The sequence below is a fragment of the Streptomyces sp. NPDC060027 genome, from assembly GCF_042737005.1.
In the GTDB taxonomy this organism is placed as follows: Bacteria; Actinomycetota; Actinomycetes; order Streptomycetales; family Streptomycetaceae; genus Streptomyces.
The window spans coordinates 1-4,869 of record NZ_JBHWVI010000342.1; the positions used below are offsets into that span (position 1 = coordinate 1).

The following is a 4,869-nucleotide window of genomic DNA, read 5'->3' on the forward strand; positions in this document are numbered from 1 at the left end:
GCCAGAGGTTCGACGAAGCGATCGCATTTGCCCCGCCGAAACCATCACCACTCGCCACAGCTGCTTGACCCGATAGCTGCATGGGGTGTCTTGTCGGCGACGACCTGGTCGGGTCTGCAGCGGGGCCGGCCAAGGCCGGTCCGCGGGACTCGGATGCGTTCCAGGAGGGGGCGTGCGCAGATGCTGTCGTGGCGTTGGCCCGGGGTCGGCAGGACGGCGAGGGGGCGGCCGCGGCCGTCGCAGGCGAGGTGGATTTTGGTGGTCAGTCCGCCTCGGGATCGGCCGAGGGCGTGATGTGTGGCCGCAGGTCTTCGACGCATCGCCGCCCACGCCGTCCGGGCCCGCCGGCCGGACGCATCGTGCGCCGGGGCGGTCCACGCCCCGGCGCGTCCGGCACCCGGCTGGCGCCCGTACAACCATCGGCCCCGGGGACGGGTCTGCCGTGTCATGCGAAGACTCATCGTCGCCGGCGCCGCGCTGCCGGCCGCCCTCGCGGCCTCCGTCCTGCTGCCCCCGGCCGCCGCCCACGCCCGCACACCGACGCCCTCCGCCGACTTCAACGGCGACGGCTACGGCGATCTCGCCGTCTCCGCGCCCGACGCGGCGATCGACGGGCACATCCTGGCCGGGGCGGTCGTCGTCGCCTACGGCTCGTCCGCCGGGATCAAGTCCTCGCGGACGACGATCGTCAGCCAGAACACACCGCGCGTGCCGGGTATCGCCGAGGCGTTCGACCGCTTCGGCGCGTCCACCGCGGCCGGGGACTTCAACAAGGACGGATACACCGACCTCGCGGTCGGCTCGCCCGGCGAGGACATCCCGCGCGGTGACGACTGGGGCACGGTCACGGTGCTGTGGGGCAGCCCGAAGGGACTCGGCGCGGGCGGGGCGCTGAGCCAGCCGCTGGGCATCGAGCAGACCGGATTCGGCACTGCGGTCACCGCCGGGGACTTCGACGGGGACGGCCATGCCGACATCGCGGCGAGCACGGGCAGCGGCACCCACCTGTGGCTCTACCTCAACCGGAGCACCGGCCAGTCCGGCGAAATGGGCTTCGTGCTCACCGACTTCGAGGCGTCGGCGATGCCCGCCACCGGCACCGGCGTCACCGCGCTCGCCGCCGGGGACGTCGACGGCGACGGCACCGACGACCTTGCCGCCGTCACCAACCCGCTCAGCGGCTCCGGCGGCGCGCTCTACCTCTCCCCCGGGGTCCCGGCGAACCGCCGCGCGGCGGGCGACCTGCCCCCGGCACTCTCCCTCGCCATCGGCGACGTGGACGGCGACGGCCACGGCGACGTCGTGTCCGGGCAGCCGTACGGGCGCGAGGAGGTGTACGGCGCCCGGGACGGCGGCAGCGTGACCGTGCTGCGGGGCTCGGCGCAGGGCGTCGACGGCCGACGGGCGGTCGTGATCACGCAGAACACTGCCGGAGTGCCCGGGGTCGTCGAGGAGGGCGACCGCTTCGGCTGGTCCGTCGAGCTCGGCGACGTCAACCGGGACGGACGGGCCGACCTGGCCACCGGCGCCGTCGACGAGGGCGTGGGCCTGACGGGCTTCACCGGCTCCGTCACCGTGCTCCCCGGCTCCGCGAAGGGCCTGACCGGCACCGGCTCGTACGCCTTCCACCAGGACACCCCGGGCGTGCCCGGCGTCGCGGAGTCCCGCGACTCCTTCGGCGAGGCCCTGGCGCTGGCCGACACCGACCGCGACGGGCGGCTCGACCTGGCCGTCGGCGCGCCCGGCGAGAACGGCTGGTACGGCGCGCTCACCTCGCTGCGCGGCGACGGCGTGCGGATCACCTTCACCCGCGCGGTCGGCTTCAGTGCGGAGACCATCGGGCTCGCCACCGGCGAGGACTGGTACCCCGAGTTCGGCGCGCCGATCAGCGGCTGAGCCCGGACGCTCGGGCAAGGGGGGCCGACACGCGGCGGGTTGCGCGGTGATCACGCCCGCCGCGCGGCCCGACCTACCACAAAGACTATGAAATGCAGACACACCGCGTGGTGACACCGCCACTCTGCAGACAGCCCTAGGCGCATCCCTTCAGAACTGGATGAACAACCTCAAGCACGAGAGCGCAAGCCGCTCCTGACCAGCCCGTCCTCCGGTGCCAGCCGGACGCGGCGGCGACGAAGCATTCGGCATGCCGGACCAGGCGCATGCCGCTTTCGCCGACCGGGCCCGGGACATCGCCAGCGACCTGGGCCGGCAGGTCGCGGGCTGGCAGGAGACCGCACGCTCCGCCGTCGGCCCGCAGGAGTGGCCAGCCGTCTCAAGTGGCGGGCTGCGCCGTCTGTGTCACCCAGGGTCGACTCGTGCATGAGTGTCGGGCTGGGCGCCGGTGCGTGGGCGGACCAGTGTTCTCACCATGCCGACCCCTGCCACGACAGCGGCGAGGTGCAACACGGGGGCGACGGCGGGGTTCTCCGGTAGTTTGACATCAGCGGGGTCAGCCACGGCGACGAACAAGGTTAGAGGCAGTTTCCAGCCGCTCCAGGCGAAGAGCGAGCCCGACCCCAGCCAGCCGAGCGCCAGCAGGAGCCGATGGGGTACCCAGGCCGGACTCTTCCAGGCGAGCGTCCAGCTGGCGGCGGCGCCGGCGAGTGCCCAGAGCGCGCCAACGCTCGTCAACAGGTACCAGTTGATATCCCGTTCGGCAGGTCTCGTGATTCCGAGGGTGCCGCCGGCTGCCCAGTACGCCCAGACAAGACCGACGATGCCTGCTGCGACAGATGCCGCCCGTGTCGGAACGGTGGGGGTACCGTCCCCGACCTGACGGGCGAACGCCTCCGGCCAGCGCCGGCGCAGGTAGGCCGGGACCGCAAGGGCCAGTCCCAATCCCATCCCGATGAAGCTGAATTGGATCAGCGCGCCTTCCCAGCCGGGCATGGAAGGGTCATCGCCCCCGCTGTCGGCCGCTGTGCCGCGCCCGGCGTCGAGCACCGTACTGAGCAGGGCGTACGGCAGGATCGACACCAGGAACCCCGCCCCCGTCCAGGCGCAGAAAGCCACCAGGAACCCGGGTATCCGCATGCCCCAAGGCCGGACCAGAGCGAGCGCCAAGGCGATCCCGATTCCCGCCATGCCGATGGTCACCGTGTTGAGGAGTACCCAACCGGCCAGGCTGAAGCCCTCCCCGATCGGCACCAGGCCCAGCAGAGAGCCGACAACCCACGCCACCTTGATCAATAAATAGGGTGATAGCGCCAGGGCCGCCCCGTACCCCGCGAACCTCCCGACCCGCTCCCAGCGTTCCACCTGTATGCCCCTTCCTCGGCAAGGACTCCAGCCTTGCGCATCGCCCATCCGGCGTGCGTCAGCTTCAGGGGGCCTCTACCTCCGTCAGACGGCGGAGCCCGTGGTCATCCTCCAGGTGGACCTTGGCTGCTCTGATCCGCATGCGCAGGTGCGGTAGTGGAGCAGGCAATGGTCAAGGGATGTGGCTCGGGTGACGGGTGATCAGGCTGCGGCGACTTCGGGACGCTCGACGATATGCCCCTTCTCGAACCGCGACCCGGCGCGCACGAGGGCCACGAGGTGGGTGCGGTGACCGCGCGCCAGCGTTCTTGAGCGGACCCCACGAGCTTGAACAGCATCGCCAGGGCGGCGGCCTGGCTGTCCGCGCCCCCTGACCTTGGTCCGGAGTTCACTGCAGAGTCATAGGCGGATGACGATCAAAGCGACATCGTCGCGGGCGCCGCTGCTGACGCCTGGGCCATCGCCCGCGGCAGCCTTCCGCACACCGCGCACATGACCCTGCGCCCGCAGGGCTCGCTCACGCACGCCGGCGGCACCGATCAGCAGGAACGGTTCCGTTCCTGCTATGAGCGGGCGCGGGCGACGACGCGCGGGATGATGAGGTTGTGGAAGGGCTGGATGATCTTGAAGTACAGGTGTCCGGCCCGCCGGTGGTAGCGCACGGCCGTGGTGCAGACGCCCTCCAGGCCCGCGGCCCCCTCCCGTACGGCGAAGGAGGTGCGGAAATCCAGGTGCTTGTCGTTGTCGCCGGCGAGTACCTCGTCGTCGGAGACCGTGAGGATCCGGAAGGGGCCCAGCCGCGCACCGGGTACGACGCGGATGTCTTCGGGGGCGACGCGCTTCTGGACATGCAGCCCGAACGGCGACATCAGCTTGTCCCGCACGGTCAGCAGCTCGTGCACCCAGTCCGGTGTCCCTGCCAGTACCGTCCGGGTGAAGTCCACGGCACTGGTCCCCGGGGCCAGGTCCACCGCGACCGCGTCCACGTGATCGCAGCCGCCGAGGCTCGCCACCGCCGCGTCCACGACGGGTGCGACGCTCCTGCGTACGCGCGTTCCTGTCCTGTACCCCATGGTTCGTCCCGTCCCTTCGTGCGTATGGCCACGGCTCCTGCGCGTGGCCACGGCGCGGTTGCCGACCGTACCGATCGTTCCCTGTTCAGTCCTTGATCTCGCAGATCGGGGCGCCGGAGGTGACGGACGCGCCGACTTCCGCGCTCAGGCCCTTGACGGTGCCGGAGCGGTGGGCGTTGAGGGGCTGTTCCATCTTCATGGCCTCCAGGACGACGATCAGGTCGCCCTCCTTGACCTCCTGGCCCTCCTCGACGGCCACCTTGACGATGGTGCCCTGCATCGGCGAGGCCAGCGTGTCGCCCGAGGCGACCGGCCCGGACTTCTTCGCCGCCCGGCGCTTGGGCTTCGCGCCCGCGGCCAGGCCGGTACGGGCCAGCGACATGCCCAGCGAGACCGGCAGCGAGACCTCCAGGCGCTTGCCGCCGACCTCCACCACCACGGTCTCACGGCCGGGTTCGTCGTCGGTGTCGGTGTCGGCCGGGGCGGCGAACGCCTTGATCTCGTTGACGAACTCGGTCTCGATCCAGCGGGTATG

Annotated in this window: 4 protein-coding genes and 2 pseudogenes; 1 reads left to right on the forward strand and 5 read right to left on the reverse strand. The window is 71.4% G+C overall.

The window, feature by feature from the left end:
- Positions 1 to 89 precede the first annotated feature (89 nt).
- Positions 90 to 305, reverse strand: a pseudogene (locus ACFWBT_RS40910) (transposase); the annotation flags it as partial.
- 142 nt (positions 306 to 447) lie between these two features.
- On the opposite strand from ACFWBT_RS40910, the gene ACFWBT_RS40915 reads away from it, so the two are divergent.
- Positions 448 to 1,896 (forward strand): FG-GAP-like repeat-containing protein, encoded by a 1,449-nt coding sequence (locus ACFWBT_RS40915; RefSeq protein ID WP_385709303.1) that lies wholly within the window; start codon positions 448 to 450, stop codon positions 1,894 to 1,896.
- Positions 1,897 to 2,301: 405 nt separating this feature from the next.
- On the opposite strand, the gene ACFWBT_RS40920 is transcribed toward ACFWBT_RS40915, so the two are convergent.
- The 4 genes and pseudogenes from ACFWBT_RS40920 to ACFWBT_RS40935 form a co-directional block, all read right to left on the reverse strand.
- Positions 2,302 to 3,261 (reverse strand): hypothetical protein, encoded by a 960-nt coding sequence (locus ACFWBT_RS40920; protein ID WP_385709306.1) that lies wholly within the window; start codon positions 3,259 to 3,261, stop codon positions 2,302 to 2,304.
- Positions 3,262 to 3,462: 201 nt separating this feature from the next.
- Positions 3,463 to 3,629 (reverse strand): annotated as a pseudogene (locus ACFWBT_RS40925) (IS256 family transposase); the annotation flags it as partial.
- Between the two features lie 195 nt (positions 3,630 to 3,824).
- The gene (locus ACFWBT_RS40930; RefSeq protein WP_385709309.1) at positions 3,825 to 4,334 is read right to left on the reverse strand and encodes a DUF2867 domain-containing protein; all 510 of its coding nucleotides are present in this window, start codon (positions 4,332 to 4,334) and stop codon (positions 3,825 to 3,827) included.
- 85 nt (positions 4,335 to 4,419) lie between these two features.
- The coding region (locus ACFWBT_RS40935; RefSeq protein WP_385709312.1) for an acetyl-CoA carboxylase biotin carboxyl carrier protein subunit at positions 4,420 to 4,869 on the reverse strand (450 nt) is incomplete at its 5' end.

What these genes read in the sequence shown, in the direction of transcription:
- ACFWBT_RS40930 (WP_385709309.1), bottom strand. Translation starts at nt 4,334, where the DNA reads ATGGGGTACAGGACAGGAACGCGCGTACGCAGGAGCGTCGCACCCGTC.
- ACFWBT_RS40915 (WP_385709303.1), top strand. Translation starts at nt 448, where the DNA reads ATGCGAAGACTCATCGTCGCCGGCGCCGCGCTGCCGGCCGCCCTCGCG.